Origin of the sequence: Streptomyces sp. NPDC059874, assembly GCF_042731135.1 — a bacterium.
GTDB lineage: Bacteria > Actinomycetota > Actinomycetes > Streptomycetales > Streptomycetaceae > Streptomyces.
In genome coordinates, this window is record NZ_JBHWJY010000044.1 from 41131 (window position 1) to 55701 (window position 14571).

Annotated in this window: 10 protein-coding genes and 1 tRNA gene; 6 read left to right on the top strand and 5 right to left on the bottom strand. The window is 74.5% G+C overall.

The genetic code is table 11. The features are described 5' to 3' along the window. Positions 1-229: 229 nt before the first annotated feature. From ACFV9H_RS24265 to ACFV9H_RS24280, 4 genes are all read left to right on the top strand, one after another. Positions 230-1564: a chloride channel protein gene (locus ACFV9H_RS24265; RefSeq protein WP_385401712.1), complete on the top strand. Its 1335-nt coding sequence runs from the start codon at positions 230-232 to the stop codon at positions 1562-1564. Positions 1565-1683: 119 nt separating this feature from the next. Then, positions 1684-1757: transfer RNA gene (locus ACFV9H_RS24270), tRNA-Met, on the top strand. Positions 1758-1962: 205 nt separating this feature from the next. Continuing rightward, positions 1963-3144, top strand: coding sequence for a PP2C family protein-serine/threonine phosphatase (locus tag ACFV9H_RS24275; RefSeq protein WP_385401714.1), 1182 nt, complete (start codon positions 1963-1965; stop codon positions 3142-3144). Positions 3145-3444: 300 nt separating this feature from the next. Continuing rightward, on the top strand, positions 3445-4488 hold the full coding sequence (locus ACFV9H_RS24280) for a M23 family metallopeptidase (protein WP_385401717.1): 1044 nt from the start codon (positions 3445-3447) through the stop codon (positions 4486-4488). On the opposite strand, the gene ACFV9H_RS24285 is transcribed toward ACFV9H_RS24280, so the two are convergent. The 4 genes from ACFV9H_RS24285 to ACFV9H_RS24300 form a co-directional block, all read right to left on the bottom strand. Further along, positions 4397-5761 carry a PrsW family intramembrane metalloprotease gene (locus ACFV9H_RS24285; RefSeq protein ID WP_385401720.1) on the bottom strand — a complete coding sequence of 455 codons (1365 nt, stop codon included), beginning with the start codon at positions 5759-5761 and terminating at the stop codon, positions 4397-4399. The two genes, ACFV9H_RS24280 and ACFV9H_RS24285, sit on opposite strands and share 92 nt — an antisense overlap. 43 nt (positions 5762-5804) lie before the next feature. Further along, positions 5805-6638 (bottom strand): tRNA (guanosine(46)-N7)-methyltransferase TrmB, encoded by an 834-nt coding sequence (gene trmB / locus ACFV9H_RS24290; RefSeq protein ID WP_385401722.1) that lies wholly within the window; start codon positions 6636-6638, stop codon positions 5805-5807. 165 nt (positions 6639-6803) lie between these two features. Beyond that, positions 6804-8042: an L-2-hydroxyglutarate oxidase gene (gene lhgO / locus ACFV9H_RS24295; RefSeq protein WP_385401725.1), complete on the bottom strand. Its 1239-nt coding sequence runs from the start codon at positions 8040-8042 to the stop codon at positions 6804-6806. A 44-nt stretch (positions 8043-8086) separates the two neighbouring features. After that, positions 8087-9751 (bottom strand): sporulation protein, encoded by a 1665-nt coding sequence (locus ACFV9H_RS24300; protein ID WP_385401727.1) that lies wholly within the window; start codon positions 9749-9751, stop codon positions 8087-8089. A gap of 660 nt (positions 9752-10411) precedes the next feature. On the opposite strand from ACFV9H_RS24300, the gene ACFV9H_RS24305 reads away from it, so the two are divergent. Continuing rightward, on the top strand, positions 10412-12607 hold the full coding sequence (locus ACFV9H_RS24305) for an asparagine synthase-related protein (RefSeq protein ID WP_385401729.1): 2196 nt from the start codon (positions 10412-10414) through the stop codon (positions 12605-12607). A 1-nt stretch (position 12608) separates the two neighbouring features. Here ACFV9H_RS24305 and ACFV9H_RS24310 read toward each other — a convergent pair whose 3' ends face one another. Then, positions 12609-13847: an MFS transporter gene (locus tag ACFV9H_RS24310; protein WP_385401731.1), complete on the bottom strand. Its 1239-nt coding sequence runs from the start codon at positions 13845-13847 to the stop codon at positions 12609-12611. Between the two features lie 159 nt (positions 13848-14006). On the opposite strand from ACFV9H_RS24310, the gene ACFV9H_RS24315 reads away from it, so the two are divergent. Beyond that, positions 14007-14513, top strand: coding sequence for a MarR family winged helix-turn-helix transcriptional regulator (locus tag ACFV9H_RS24315; protein WP_385401733.1), 507 nt, complete (start codon positions 14007-14009; stop codon positions 14511-14513). The last annotated feature ends 58 nt before the right edge of the window (positions 14514-14571 follow it).

Here is a 14571-nt window from a genome sequence, read left to right on the forward strand (position 1 = left end):
ACCACCGACACGCCCACCCCGGTTTGGGGCCAAACCGCCATACGCGCCCCCTCTGGGCCACCCCCGCCCCGGGGGCCCCCCCGCCCCCCCCGCCCGTCGCCATACCCCCCGTGCTTCGGCGCACGGCCCGTCCGCACGCCCACGGCCCGGACCGTGAGCGCGGGTGGCGTTCTCGCCGGGCGACGGCGGCCGTTCCGTCGGATCATCGTGGGACGGAAGGAAGTGATCCATGACGGAGCCGCGTTCTCGATCCGATCGACCCGCGAGCGGTGCACCGCAACCGCAGGAAGCGGACGTCCTGCGGAAGATCCTCCGCGGCCCCGGCTATCTGAAGACGCTCGTCCTCTGCGCCCTCATCGGCATCCCGGTGTCACTCGCGGCCTTCTGGTTCCTCGTCATGCTCCACGAGCTGCAGCACACGCTGTGGGACGACCTCCCGAGCGCGGCGGGCTGGGACACCCCGCCCTGGTGGTGGCCGATTCCCCTGCTGCTCATCGCCGGTGTGGGCGTCGGCCTCGTCGTCAAGCACCTGCCGGGCGCCGGCGGTCACGTCCCGGCGGCCGGAATGCAGACGGGAGGCACTTCCTCGGCGGCCCTGCCCGGCGTGGTGCTGGCCGCGCTGTTCTCCCTGCCGTTCGGCGCCGTCCTCGGGCCCGAGGCCCCGCTGATCGCCCTGGGCGGCGGCCTGGCCCTGGTGTTCCGCGACCTCGCGCAGCTGCCGGCCACGGCGCCGAGCACCGTACTCCTGGGGGCCGCAGGAGCCGCGGCGGCCATCTCCGCGATCTTCGGCAACCCGCTGATCGCCGCGGTGCTGCTGATCGAGGTGGCGGGCGTGGGCGGGCCGCAGCTCTTCGCGGTCATGCTGCCGGCCCTGCTCTCCAGCGGGATCGGCTCCCTGGTGTTCACGGGCCTCGGCCGCTGGACGGGGCTCTCGACCGGAGACCTCACGCTGGACCTGTCCACCCCGATCCCGCGGCTGGACGTGGGGGACGTGCTCTGGGCGCTGGTCATCGCCGTGGCCCTCGCCCTCTTCCTGCGCCCCGTGCTGTCCGGGGCCCGGCTCATCGCCGCGTACGTCGCCGAACGGCCCCTCGTGCGGACCGTGCACTGCGCGCTGGGCGCCGCCGTCTGCGCCGCCCTCTACACGCTGGCCACCGGCCGCTCGCCCGCCGAGGTCGCGTCCTCCGGCCAGGGCACCATCGGCGCACTGGCCGCCGACCCGCAGGCCTGGGGCGTGGGCGCGCTGATCGCCGTCCTGCTGTTCAAGGGCGTCGGCTACGCGCTCTGCCTCGGCGGTCTGCGAGGCGGCCCCGTGTTCCCCGCGCTCTTCCTCGGCGCCGTGGCGGGGGTCCTGCTCGCGCCGCTGCCCGGGCTGGGTCTCGTACCAGGGATGGCGGCGGGCATGGCGGCGGCCGCGGCGACCATGCTGAGGCTGCCGGTGAGCAGTGTCGTCCTCGTGGTCCTGCTCCTCGGCAGCACCGCCATGATGCCGGTCGTGATCCTGGCGGCTGTGGTCGCCTTCGTGGTCACGGAGTTGCTGCCCGCTCCGCCCGCGGTGGCGTAGCGGCCCCGGATTCGGCCGGGTTATATCGCTCTGACCTGCGGTTATGTGGGTGGAGTGGGTGGCTGCCGGGTTAATTGGCGGAGGGGCGGACCCGGATGGCGTAGAGTTGTGTTTACCGACGCGGGGTGGAGCAGCTCGGTAGCTCGCTGGGCTCATAACCCAGAGGTCGTAGGTTCAAATCCTGCCCCCGCTACTCAGTACGAAGGCCCGGTTCCCTTTGCGGAACCGGGCCTTCGTCGTGTCGTCGCGTGTCGTGTCGTCGTGGTGTGTCCGTCGTGTCTTCGCCGTACGGACGCCACGTGCGCGCTCGTTCACCCGTACGGCCGCCGTCGGGTCGCCTAACGGCCGCTGCTACCGCCAGCCTTGAAGGGGCGAGGGACCGGCGGCAGGAGAACAGCGTGGCGGGGCTGGGCCGGCATGGCGACGAAGGCGACCGCGCGGGCGGAGCCGGGAACGGGGTGGTGGCGCGGCTCCTGCGGGGGCTGCCGGGGGTACTGATCGGGCTCGGTCTCGTCTTCGACCTGACGACCCCGCCCAGTTTCACCGGATCCACCTTCTTCTCGGCGGCCCCCCTGGTCGCCGCTCCCCTCCTCACCCTTCGGGGCGCGGCCCTGATCGGCGTACTGGCCTCGCTCGGGGTGTTCCTGCTGCACGTCCACCACGGCACCTCCTGGAAGGTGGAGGCGCTCACCGAGCTGGCCACCGTCGTCACCGTCTCCGGGCTGGCGATCCTGATCAACCGGGTGGTGCGGCGCAGCGGCGAACGGCTCGCCTCCGCTCGCGAGATCGCCGAGGCCGCGCAGCGGGCGGTGCTGCCGACCCCCGCGGAGCGGATCGCCGGGCTGTCCGTCTCTGCGCGGTACGAGGCCGCGCAGGCCGACGCCTTCATCGGCGGGGACCTGTACGCGGTCCAGGACACCCCGTACGGAGTGCGCCTGGCGGTGGGTGACGTACGGGGCAAGGGGCTGGGCGCGGTGGAGGCCGTCGCGGTGGTCCTCGGCGCGTTCCGGGAGGCGGCCGAGACCGAGCCGACCCTGGAGGCGGTGGCGCAGCGGCTGGAGCGGGCGCTGGCCCGGGAGGGCGCGCGGCGCGACAGCCTGGACGCGGTCGAGGGGTTCACCACGTGCGTGCTCGGCGAGATCCCGCCGGGAGCGGGGTTGCTGCGGCTGCTCAACCGGGGCCATCCCGAGCCGCTGCTGCTGCACGCGAACGGGGAACTGGCGGTCCTCGCACCGGCGGAGCCCGCCCTGCCGCTCGGCATGGGGGAACTGGGCGGATGGCCGGACGCGGCTCAGCAGTGGGCCTTCCCGGCGGGGACCACGCTCCTGCTGTACACGGACGGCCTGACCGAGGCGCGCAACGTGGCGGGCGACTTCTACGATCCGGCGTCCCGGTTGCGCGGGCGGATCTTCCCCGGGCCGGAGGAGCTGCTCGGTGCGCTCAGCAGCGATGTGCGCCGCCACACGGGCGGCGGGGCGACGGACGACATGGCGCTGCTCGCGGTGGGCCGGCCGGGGCGGGGGCAGCCGAAGCGGCGAAGGACCGTGCCGGTGGTGCGTCGAGGCGAGGGCCGCGCGTGAGTGCGTGACGCTGCGTATATGGAAGGGCGCTCTCAGCGAGTGGATTGACGGGTCGTCATTTTTCGGATGCGGGGGAAGGGATGGAGGAGCGGGCTGAATATTGCCCGGGTTGCTCCCCGTCTGTGGCGAAAAGCCTTGGCCAGAGACGGTCGTTGAGTGGCCGATTGGTAGGAACGATCAATCGCAACAGCTTGGAATCACTCCCCTGCGTCTATTACCTTTCGATAACGCAGCGCGGTCGTCCCAGCCGTCGCAAGAGACGGCGCCGTGCGCGTGCGTGTCAATGAGGAGTGTGCCCCGGTGGCCTCCAACTTGCCTGCCCCCGAAGGCATCGAGAACCAGGAGCCGCCCACCGCGGGCGCCTGGGGCGAGTGGAATCCCACCGAGGATTCGGTCCGTTCCGTACGGGGCAAGCACCGCGTGGCCCGGCAGCGCGGCGGACTCGCGCGCAGCTCCACCGTGCTGGGTGTCGGCGTCATCGCGGCCGTCGGCGCGGGCGGCATAGCCACCGCGCAGGACCGGCCCCAGGTAGCGATATCCCTTCCCTCGCTGCCGACCCTGCCCTCACTGCCCGAGGTGATGGACGGCGACTTCTCCGGCGACGGGGGCTCCGCGAGCGACGCGCGCCGGGCGGGCGCGGAAGCCGGGAAGACCGGGATCATCCCGCAACAGGCCGACCGCGGCGCGGACGCCGGCGAGGTGCTCCGCAACCGCATCCTCCAGCAGGCCGAATCCCAGCAGGGCGCCGCCGAGGCCAAGGCGCAGGCGGAGGCCGAGCAGGCCGCGCGGGAGGCCGCCGCGCAGGAGGCCAAGGCGAAGCTGGAAGCGGCGCAGAAGGCCGTCGAGGAAGCGAAGGCCGCCGCCGAGGCGAAGGCCGCGGCCGAGGCCAAGGCCGCCGAGGAGGCCGCCGCGGCCAAGGCGGAGCAGGAGCGCCTCGCCAAACTGGCCGGCAGCTACTCGCTGCCCACCTCGGCCTACACCCTCACCTCGCACTACGGAGTCGCCGGCTCCATGTGGTCCTCCGGGTACCACACCGGCCTCGACTTCGCCGCCCCCACGGGCACCCCGGTCAAGGCCGTCGCCGCCGGGAAGATCATCTCGGCCGGGTGGTCCGGGGCGTACGGCTACCGGATCGTGCTGGAGCTGGAGGACGGCACGGAGGTCTGGTACTGCCACCTCTCCTCGATGTCCGTGACCTCCGGCTCGGTCGGCGCCGGAGACACCATCGGCCGCGTCGGCGCCACGGGCAACGTCACTGGCCCCCATCTGCACCTGGAAGTACGCAAGGGCGGCTCGACGGTGGACCCGCTGGCGTGGCTGACCTCCAAGGGCCTGAACGTCTGAGTCCCGGGGCCTCGGCTCCGGTCCGGGCCCTGGGGCCGGGTACGCCGACCGCCGGTGCCGGTCTCGGTGCCGCCGGTGCGTCGAACCGCGGCGGAAGCAGCTCCTCCAACACCGCCGCCCGGGCCAGCGCGGGACCCGCCGTCGCCCGGCGCAGCCACAGCCGGCCCAGCAACTCCCGCTCCCGCCCGGCGAAATCCGGCTCCCGCGCCGGGCCGCCGCGGCGCGCCCGGTTCCGTAGCAGAGCCAGTTCCGTCGCATCCTCCTCGTACCGGGCGACCGCGCGGCCGGCGGCGCGGCCCCCGCTGCGCCGGGCCAGGGCGCGGGCCAGCGACCGGGCCGGCATCGAGGCCAGCGCCGGGACCTCGGCGGGCCCGAGCCAGCCCGCCGCCGCGTACGCCGCGAGCTCGCGGGCGACCGCGCGCAGCCGGCGCCGCCTTATCCACACCGCCAGGCACACCAGCAGCGCGAACGCCGGGACCATCACGCAGCCGTAGACCACGTAGAACCCGTACTCCCCGAACCGCGAGGAGCTGTTCCACAGCGCGTGCGCGCACATGGCCGCCGCCAGGCCGAGCAGCGGCAGGGCGAACCTGCGGGAACGGCGGGCGCTGAGCGCGGCAGCGCCGAAGCCGAGCCCGGTGAGGACGGTGAACAGGGGGTGCGCGAACGGCGACAGCACGACCCGCACGAAGAAGGTCGCCGCGGTCACCGAGTCCAGTACGCCGGTGCCGTCGGCCAGGTCCTCACCGAAGGCATTGCCGAGGTAGAGGATGTTCTCGGTGAAGGCGAAGCCGGTGGCGGTGAAGCCGGCCACCACGAAACCGTCGGCCGGTCCGGTGAACTGACGTCTTCGGAACACGAAGACGAGCAACAGGGCCGCCGCCTTGGCGCTCTCCTCCACCACCGGGGCGATCGCCACCGAGCCGAGGGTGTCGGCGTCGGCGGGATCGGCCGTGGCCGCGGCTATCCACTCGGTGGCGAAACTGTTGGCCAGTATCGCGATCAGCGCCGCGGTGCAGGCCCCCCAGCCGAAGCAGAACAGCAACTGCGGCCAGGGCGCGGGCGCGGCCCGGCCGAGCCACCGGAAGGCCGCCATGAGCGGCGCGACCGGCAGCAGGGCCAGACCGAGGCCGACGAAGAAGCCGGGGGTACCGGTCTGCTCCCGCACGAGTTCGAGGATCGCGACCCCGGTGGTGGCGAGCAGGATGACGAGCACGCACGTGCGGACCGTGCCCGACGGGCGTGCGAGCACAGAGGGGAGCGCTCGGAACACACGATGACCCTACAGAGTGGGTCTGACACAGGGAGTGACGTTGTCAGTTCTTGGCGTTCTTGGCGTTCTCGGTGCGACGGAAGAGCAAGTCGTGCACGACATGCCCCTTGTCGAGGCCCTGGCCCTCGAAGCGGGTGAGCGGCCGGAAGTCGGGACGCGGCGCGTACCCGCCGTCGGGCTGGGTGTTCTCGAAGTCCGGGTGCGCGGTGAGGACTTCGAGCATCTGCTCGGCGTACGGCTCCCAGTCGGTCGCGCAGTGCAGCACGGCCCCGGGGGCCATGCGGGTGGCGGCCAGCGTGAGGAACTCGGGCTGGATCAACCGGCGCTTGTGGTGCCGGGCCTTGGGCCAGGGGTCCGGGAAGTACACGCGGATCCCGGCCAGGGAGTCCGGCGGCAGCATCTCGCGCAGCAGGATGATCGCGTCGCCGTTGGCCACGCGCACGTTCGTCATCCCGCCCCGCTCGGCGAGGGCGAGCAGATTGCCCTGCCCCGGCGTGTGCACGTCGGCGGCGAGGATGCCGGTGCCGGGGTCGGCGGCGGCCATCTGGGCGGTGGCCTCGCCCATGCCGAAGCCGATCTCCAGGACGACGGGGAGCCCGTCGAAGAGCTTGTCGAGATCGATGACCTCGTGACCGTCGATGTCCAGTCCCCAGGTGCCCCACAGCCGCTTCAGGGCTTCGCCCTGACCGGTGGTGACCCGGCTGCGCCGGGGCTGGAAGCTCCGGATCCGCCGTTCGTGGTGCGAGCCGGCCGGGTCCGGCGAGGGCCCGTCGGGGAAGCGGGGCTCGGTCCGCCACTTGGGGGGCACGTAGGAGTTCGCCTCCGGCGCGGTGTCGTCCGGGAGGCTGGTCGGCTGGGGGTTCAGGGACTCAGACACAATGCGCTGATTCTACGCCGGGGGGTAGGGGGTGCCCGCTCCACCGATCCCCTGCCGGGCCGCCGCTGCGGGGGCTCCGCCCCCGAGCCCCCGCCCCCGAGCCCCCGCCGGCGTTTGAGGCGCGGGGTCTGGGGCGGAGCCCCAGCAGCAGGCGCGCGGGACCGGTCAGGCGGCCCGCAGCAGGCGAAGGGCTCGCGCAGCGATTTCGCGGCCGATCGGGAGCGAGGCGGTCGCGGCCGGCGACGGCGCGTTCAACACGTGCACCGTGCGCGGCGCCTCGCGGATCAGGAAGTCGTCCACCAGCGTCCCGTCCCGCAGGACGGCCTGCGCGCGCACCCCGGACGAGGCCGGGTGGAGATCGGCCGGGGTCACGGCCGGCAGCAGCCGCCGCACCGCCCGGGTGAAGGCCGGCTTCGACAGCGAGCGGTGTATCTCGCCCGCCCCGTACCGCCAGTGCCGCGCGGCCATCCGCCAGGAGCCCGGCCACGCCAGCTCGGTCGCCACGTCCCGCGGCCGGACCACGGACCAGCCGTATCCCTCGCGGGCCAGCGCGGGCACGGCGTTCGGGCCGACGTGGACGCCGCCGCCGATGCCCCGGGTCAGGTGCACCCCGAGGAAGGGGAACGCCGGATCGGGCACCGGGTAGACCAGCCCGCGGACCAGCTCGGGGCGGGCCAGGTCGTAGTACTCACCCCGGAACGGCACGATCCGCATCCCCGGGTCGTCCCCGGCCAGCCGGGCGATCCGGTCGCACTGCAGACCCGCGCAGTTCACCAGGATCCGCGCGCGCACCACGAGGCCGGAGGTGGTGCGGACGGCCACGCCGGAGGGTCGCCGCGAGATCAGGTCCACCGCGCCGCCGTAGACGATCTCCGCGCCGGAGGACTCCGCCAGCTGCTCGCTCACCCGGCCGTAGTCCACGATCCCGGTGCTGCCGACGTGGATCGCGGCCAGGCCGCGCACCTCCGGCTCGTACTCCGAGATCTGTGCCGGGCCGAGCTCGCGCACCGGAATGCCGTTCTCCCGGCCGCGCTGGACCAGGGCGTGCAGCCGCGGCAGCTCGTCCCGCTCGGTGGCGACGATCAGCTTGCCCGTCACCTCGTGCGGAATGCCGTGCTCCGCGCAGAACTTGACCATCTCGGCCGCACCGCGCACCGCGAAGCGCGCCTTGAGCGACCCCGGCCGGTAGTAGATCCCGCTGTGGATCACTCCGCTGTTGCGGCCCGTCTGGTGCCGGGCCGGACCGGCCTCCTTCTCCAGGACGACCACCCGCGTCCCCGGAGCCAGCCGCGACAGGGCATGCGCCGTCGACAGGCCGACGATCCCGCCGCCGATCACCAGCACATCGCAGTCCACGCCACCGCCCACGCCCACGCCGACACCTCCCACCCCTGCATACTGCACCCCGCCACCGACAATGCGGCCACGAGGGCCCCCGGCGCCCACCCCTATGCCGGCGCCACCAACAACGGCCGGGCCCGCTCGCGCAGCTCCGCGACGCGCGGCTCGTCCCCGTACGGTTCCAGGCGGTGCAGCAGGTCCCGTACGTATTCGGTCGTCCGCGCCGAGGAGATCCGGCCCGCCACCTCCACCGCCCGGGTGCCCGCCGCGCACGCCGCGTCGAGGTTGCCCGACTCCAGCTCGGCGACCGCGCTCACGACCAGCCGCAGCCCGTGCGACCGCACGAACTCCTCGGTGGGCCGGGACAGCGCCTGCTCCGTGAAGCGCCGCACCTGGCGGGGGAGCCTCAGGTCCCGGTAGCACTCCGCCGCGTCCGCCGCGAAGCGGTCGTACGAATAGAAGCCGAGCCAGGTCGGATCCGGATCGCCGTCCCGCGCCCGCTCCAGCCAGCCCTCCGACGCCCGCAGCGCGGCCCCGGCCGCCGACGAATCGCCCGCCTTCGCGTGCGCACGCGCCTCGACGAGCCGGAAGAAGCTCATGGTGCGGGCGGTGGCCAGGCCCCGGTTGCGCTCGACGGCGGCCTGCGCGAGGTCCACGCCCTCCTCCGGGAAGTCCCGGTAGGTCGCCTGGAGGGACATCGAGGCCAGGACGTAGCCGCCGAGCGGCACGTCGGCGGCCGCGCGGGCCAGGCGCAGCGCCTGGATGTAGTAGCGCTGGGCGGCCTCCTGCTGACCGGTGTCGAAGGCCATCCACCCGGCCAGCCGGGTCAGTTCGGCGGTCGCGCCGAACAGAGCGCGGCCCACCTCGTCGCTGTACGAGCCGAGCAGCAGCGGCGCCGCGTCCACCCGCAGGCACTCGGGGACCATTGACGAACGCCAGTCCCCGCCGCCGTACTTGGAGTCCCAGCGGCGCGCGTCCTCGGCGGCCTCGCGCAGCTTGGTCACATCACTGTGGCCCACGCGCTGGGCGCGGTCGCGCGGAGTTTCGGGCCCGGGCTGGGCGGGCACAACGGTGGACGGCGGTTCCGGCGACCCGGCCAGGCCTTGCGGGGCCGGCGGCTCCGCTGCCGTCGACCTGTCCGCCGTCAAAGTCGAAGCCCCGGTCAGAGCCCCTGTCAGAGCCCCGGTCGAAGTCCCGGTCGAAGTCCCAGTGCCAGACGCGGTCCCCGATGCAGTCCCAGCCCCAGTGGAAGTCGTCGTCGCACCCGGCGCCGCCTGGCCGGCCGCCGGACCGGCGGCCTCCCGTCCCACCGAGCCGTCCGCCGGAGATATCAGCCAGCGCGAGGCGGGCGTCGCGTACGCCGCCACCGAGAAGGAACCGGCGAGCGACTGCCAGATCCCGCCGCCGCCCCGCCGCCCGGCGAGGTCGAGCCGGTAGAGGTCGGTGGCCGAGCGGACCGCCGCGCCCACGTCGCGCGGGAAGGCCAGACCGACCTCGGGCGCGGGGTCGGCGTCCGCCAGGCCGATCTCGTGCAGCGGCACGGGCCGCCCCAGCTTCGCGCCGATGGCGGCCGCGATCAGGTGCGGGGCGGCGCCCTGCGGCACCATCCCCTTCGACACCCACCGGGCCACCGAGGTCTTGTCGTACCGGAGGGTCAGGCCGCGCTGCGCGCCGAGGTCGTTGACCCGCCGGGCCAGCCCGGCGTTGCTGATGCCCGCGAGGGCGAGGACGGCGCCGAGCTTCTCATTGGGCTCGCGGAGCTCCCTGGACATGCGCCACCCCTCGTCACACGCGGAACGCACACAACGCATACGCCGCCGGGGCATAGGCGCCCGGCATTTCGTAAACCCAGCGTAGTTCCCCGCCTCCCAAGCGTTAAGGCCTCTACTTCCGTATGGCGGGATTGTTGTCCGTTTGCACAGTCCGGTCCCGCCCCGGGCCCGGGGCGCACTCGTCGCGGCGTGCTCCGCCCGTGTGGCCGTGCGCCCGCCCGTGCGCTCTGGCCGGTCCGGGGGCCCGGCGATTCGATGTGCGGTGCGTGGGTCGGCCCGCTGCGTGAACCGGGCGGGCCGGGGGATGCCGCTGCCTCAATCCCCGCGGGTGGCGGTCCGGTCCGGGGGGTGGATTCCGCCTCCCGTGACCGCGCCCGTGCGCTGTCGCGGTCGACCGGCGGCGACCGGGCGGTTGCCCGCGGCGTCACTCGGCGCTGCCGAAGAATGGCCGAAACCGACCTATGGGGCGGTGGGAACGGAACGTCAAATACCGCGTTGCCGGGGCGTGTTCGTTTGCATGTGCGCCCCCTTTAACCACTCTCGCACGCCTGTCCCGTGGCAGCATGGACCCCGAGCCACCCGGGGTCCCGCGGCCGCGCCCTCAGCGCCGACCGTGCTGCCCGTGCCCCGGTCATGTGCCCACAGGCTGGGGAGGCGGCGGTGCGCTGGTTGGTGGGTTGGAGCAGTATCGCCGCGAGCTTCGGCACGGCCGGCCGGGTCTCGGGCGCGAACGGCCAGGGCGGCCACGCCCCGGGCGGCCGACCCGGCGCCCCCCTGCACGGCGGCATCGCCGACGCAGCGCACCCCGGCGACCCCGGCGCGGACGCGGACCGCACCGTCCAGCCCGTTGGCGCCCAGCTCCTGTGGGGCGATCCCGACCCGCTCTGGGCCGTCGGTGACTGGCGCCCCGACGAGATCCGCACCCTCACCGCCGACCCGGCCGACCCCTTCACCCGGCTCGCCGTCCTCGGCTGCTGCGGAGCCACCGACGCCGAGTTGAGGAGGGCCCTCTACGCCGCCCGCGGCGGGGCCCTGCGCCACCTCACCCAGTGGTCCGGCAGCTACACCGCCGTCGTGCAGGCCGGCCGCCGGATCACCGTCGTCGGCGACCTCGCGGGCGCGCGGCCCGTCTTCTACACGCCTTGGGCGAGCGGCACCGCGTACGCGACCGCCGCCCTCCCGCTCGCCGACCTCATCGAGGCGCAGCTCGACATCGGCCACCTCGCCGCCCTGTTGGCCTGCCCCGACAGCCCCGAGGCACTGGGCGACGGCACACCGTACGCCGGGGTCCGCCGCATCCCGCCCGGCCACGCGCTCATCCTGCGCGAGGGCTCCCGGGAGATCACCGGCTACGAGCCGGTCGCCTCCCTCGCGGTGGCCGCCCCCGAGGCCGACGCCGAACGCGCGGTGGAGGGCGTACGGGAGGCGTTGGTCGACGCGGTGCGCGCCCGGCTCACGGCGCCACGGCATGCTCCCGACGTGGCTCCGCCGTACGATCCCGGCCCCGTGCCCGGCATGGGCCCCGCCGACCGGCGCGCCGCCCGCGGCGCCCCCGCCCCGGGGGTCGGCGCCGACCTCTCCGGCGGCAGCGCCTCCGCGACCCTGGCCCTGCTGGCGGCCGGCCTGCCGGGCGCCCCGGGCACCCTGACCAGCCCCGCCGGGGCGCGGCTGCTCGCGGTCACCTTCAACGACCTGGCCACCCCGCAGGGCCGGGAGGCCGAACTGGAACGGGCCCGCGCCATCGCCGCCGACCCGCGCCTGCACCACGTCGTGGTGGCCGCCGCCGAGGAGGCCCTCCCGTACGCCGACCTCGACGGCCCCCTGACCGACGAACCGGGGCCCTCGCTGGTCTTCGCCGCCCGCGAGCGGCGCCGGCTGGCCGCGGGCAGCGCCGACCACTTCACGGGCCACGGCGCCCGCCAGGTCCTCGACGCCCACCCGGCGCGCATGGCCGACCTCCTGATGGACCGCCGGCGCCGCCACCTGCTGCGCCCGGTCGCGGCACTGGCCCGTTCGGCCTCCGCCTCCGGAGCCGCCGGCGAATCCCTCCTCGTGCCGCTCACCGTGTACTCGGCGGCACGCAGACTTTCTCGTACGACGTACCGCGCGGGCATGGAAGCCGCCGCGGCCAGGCTCCGCGAGGGCGGGGTCACCGAGAGATCCTCCGGTCCGGTGGACGCTTCCCTCGCCGCCCTGACCTGGTCCAGGCCGGGACCGGCGGCGGGCTGGCTCACGGGGGAGGCGCTGGCGGAAGTATCGATCCGCCTGACCGCCGCCGCGGGCCGCCCCCCGCTCTCGCTGCGCCCCGGCGAGGCCCGCGCCCGGTCCGTCCTGGCCCGGCACGCCGCCGACCACCGGGTGTTCGAGCAGGCGGTGGAGGTCCGCAGCCAGCGCCTGCACGCGCCGTTCCTCGACAACCAGGTCGTACGGGCCGCCCGCGCCCTGCCCGAATCCCTGCGCGTCCAGCCCGGTGCCCGGGCGGCGATCCTGCGCAGCGTCCTGTCCTCGGCGGGGGTGCGAGAGCTCCCCTCGGGCTGGGGCGTCACCGCCCACGCCCCGAACGAGACGGCGACCCGGCTGGGCCTGCGGGCCGCCTTGACCGAGCTCCTGGACCTCTTCGCCTTGCCGCTCCTCGCGGACGCCGGCCTGATCGAGGCCCGCGTCGTGCGCCAGGCCCTGCTCGACGCGGCGGACGGTCGCCCGGTCCCGCTGGACGGGCTCGCGGAACTCGTCTCGATGGAGCTATGGCTGCGCCGCCTGCTCGCCCGCCGGGGCACCTGCTGGACCGGCACCTCCACCGCGCGCCGCCGGGCGGTGCCGGAGGGGGTCCCCGTGCACCGCCCGGCCCTGTCGTGACTCAGGCGAGTACCAGGGCGGTCGCGACGGCAGGGCCGAAGGCGCCGCCGAGCTGGTAGCAGAGGGTGAACAGGCCGATGGCCGTGGGCCGCTGGGCCTCGGGGGCGGCCGAGGCGGCGTGCATCGACAGGACGGCGTTGGCCCCGGTGGCGGCGAACACGGCGCCGAGGGTGGCGGTCAGCAGCAGCGGGCCCCAGCCGGCGAACGCCGCGGTCAGCGCGGCCAGCGTGCCGATGCCGAGCAGGACCGTGCGTACGGCCGTCCGGCCCATGCGCGCCGAGGCGGCGGCCAGCACCCACGACAGTGCCGACCCGGTGAGCAGGGCGATGAGCTGACCGGCGCCGGCCGCGCCGCGGTCCCAGCCCGCCCGGTCGGAGAGCAGCCGCGGCACGGCGAAGAGCAGGGTGAAGTACGAGCCGGACAGCACCAGCGCCAGCAGCGCCGAGCCGAGGAACACCGGCTTGCGGAGCAGGGCCAGCGGCACGAAGCCGTCGGGGCGCCGGCGTACGTGCAGGGCGAGGGCGGCCGCGGCGACGGCCGCGGAGCCCAGGCCGGCGGCGGGGGAGTGGGGCAGCAGGACCAGGGCCGTGGCCAGCACGGTCAGGAGCGCGGCGCCGCGTGCGTCGAACCGGCCCTGTGCGGGCGCCGGCGCGGTCGCGTACCGGCTGACCACCGGGACCGCCAGGATCGAGACCACCGACACCGAGAGCGAGAGCCGCCACGACGCGGCCTGCGCGAGCTGGGCGCCGAGGAGCGGGCCGGCCGCGCCGAGCATGCCGAAGCCCGCGCTGATGACACCCATGCGGCGGGCCGAACCGGCCAGGCTCATCGCCGCCGCGACCAGCCCGGCCCCGCCCGCCGCCTGCGCGGCCCGCCCGAGGAGCGTCAGCGGGAGCCAGGGGGAAGCCGCGACGAGGAGGGTGCCGAGCAGCAGGAGGGCTCCGCTCAGCCGGAGGGTCGGGCGCAGGCCGCGGCGGCGGAGCAGCCCGGCCAGCAGGGGGATGCCGACGGCCATGGACCCGGCGAAGGAGGCGACGAGCCAGGTGGCTGTGGAGGTGGCCACGCCGAGGGAGCGGGCCATGTCGGGAAGGATCAGGACGGGGGCGTTGGCGCCGGCCGCCACCGGGGTGGCGAGCAGGGCCAGCCAGAACACGGGGACGGGGGGTCGGCCGGCCGTGGTGGCCGGGGCCGTGCGTGTTGTCGCGTTCGTGCTCGTCTTCGTGGTCACGGTCGTGCTCATGGTGTGCCCGCTCCGATCCATCTCAAGATTCATAATCTCAACGTTGAGATAAAATCACCCGACCCTCTCAACGTCAAGTGTCTCAACGTTGAGATATCCTGAGCGTGGCGAGCGGCGCGGCGAGTGCGGAACCGAAGCGGAAGCGGAAGAGGAATCGAGATGAGCGACGCAGTGGACGCGATCGTCGGCCAGTGGACGGCCGAGCGCCCCGACCTGACGGAAGGCCTGTGGGCCGTCGAGGTCCTGGCCCGCATCCAGCGCATGAACCGGATCATCGAAAAGCAGCTCAAGGCCTTCGCGGCCGAACGGGACCTGGAGGTGGGCGAGGTCGACATCCTCTTCACCCTCCGCCGCTCGGGCCCCCCGTACGCGCTGACCGCCGGCGCCCTCATCCCCGCCGCCATGGTCACCTCGGGCGCGATCACCAACCGCATCGACCGCATGGAGGCCAAGGGCCTCGTCGAACGGGTCCGCGACGGCCAGGACCGCCGCTCGGTCCGGATCCGGCTGACCGAGCGGAGCCTCAAGATCACCGAGGCGCTGATGGCCGACCACCTGCGCCACTACGCGGAACTCCTCGCCCCCCTCGACCCCGCCACCTGCGCCACGGTCGCGGACGCCCTGCGCACCCTCCTCGAAGTCAACGGCGACACCTCGATCACCTGAGCCGGGCGCGGGCGCCCGAACCGCACGCGGACGCCCGAACCGCACGCGGGCGCCCGAG

Coding starts and splice junctions, on each gene's coding strand:
- ACFV9H_RS24265 (WP_385401712.1), top strand. CDS start 230: ATGACGGAGCCGCGTTCTCGATCCGATCGACCCGCGAGCGGTGCACCG.
- ACFV9H_RS24300 (WP_385401727.1), bottom strand. CDS start 9,751: ATGTCCAGGGAGCTCCGCGAGCCCAATGAGAAGCTCGGCGCCGTCCTC.
- ACFV9H_RS24310 (WP_385401731.1), bottom strand. CDS start 13,847: ATGAGCACGACCGTGACCACGAAGACGAGCACGAACGCGACAACACGC.
- ACFV9H_RS24315 (WP_385401733.1), top strand. CDS start 14,007: ATGAGCGACGCAGTGGACGCGATCGTCGGCCAGTGGACGGCCGAGCGC.